Here is a 669-nt window from a genome sequence, read left to right as displayed (position 1 = left end):
TAAACACCAAGTAACTCTTTTTTCCCTTCTTGATTAATACCTAATATATTATAGACTGCAGTAGGGGTAACACTCCCTGCTTTTTTTACTTTGTAGAACATACAATCTAGAAATACAAAAGGATAAATAGACTCTAAAGGGCGTTCTCTCCAATCCTTCATTGCAGGTAAAACTTTGTCTGTAATACGCGAGATTTCCGTTGCAGAGATCTCCATTCCGTACATTTCCATAATGTAATTGGCGATATCTCGTGTACCACTTCCTTTAGCGTATAATGTGATTACATTTTCCTCTAACTGATCAGTAATAATAAGCTGACGCTTGGGTAGTATTTGAGGTTCAAAAGTTCCATTACGATCTCTACTTGTTTCTAATTCTATAGGACCAGATTGCATACTTCTAACCGTTTTGGTTGTTTTACCATTACGGCGATTAGTTACTCCTTTTGCTTTCTCCTCTTCTAAATGATTCTCTAGTTCTCCTTCTAGCATAGTCTCTAAAAAGTGCTTTAAAAGTGGGCCGAATACGCCATCTGGGCCGCCCATTTTCTTTCCTTGATAAATATCGGCCATAGCCTGTTCCTTGAAACTTTCGAAATCGAATCCGTTCTTTTTGTTGTTTGTGCTCATAAGACTAATTTACATTTTTATATGATATAATTAATTTTGT

General features: G+C 36.0%; 1 protein-coding gene. It reads right to left on the bottom strand.

Going from position 1 to position 669, the window contains the following annotated elements; all coding sequences use genetic code 11:
* A partial coding sequence (locus GJV77_RS14680; RefSeq protein ID WP_193563684.1) for an IS256 family transposase occupies positions 1 to 629 on the bottom strand: 629 nt, incomplete at its 3' end.
* Positions 630 to 669 lie beyond the last annotated feature (40 nt).

It is taken from the genome of Myroides pelagicus, assembly GCF_009711055.1.
GTDB classification, from domain to species: domain Bacteria; phylum Bacteroidota; class Bacteroidia; order Flavobacteriales; family Flavobacteriaceae; genus Flavobacterium; species Flavobacterium pelagicum.
Note: the sequence above shows the minus strand (reverse complement) of the source record. Positions and strands in the feature narration are given on the sequence as shown.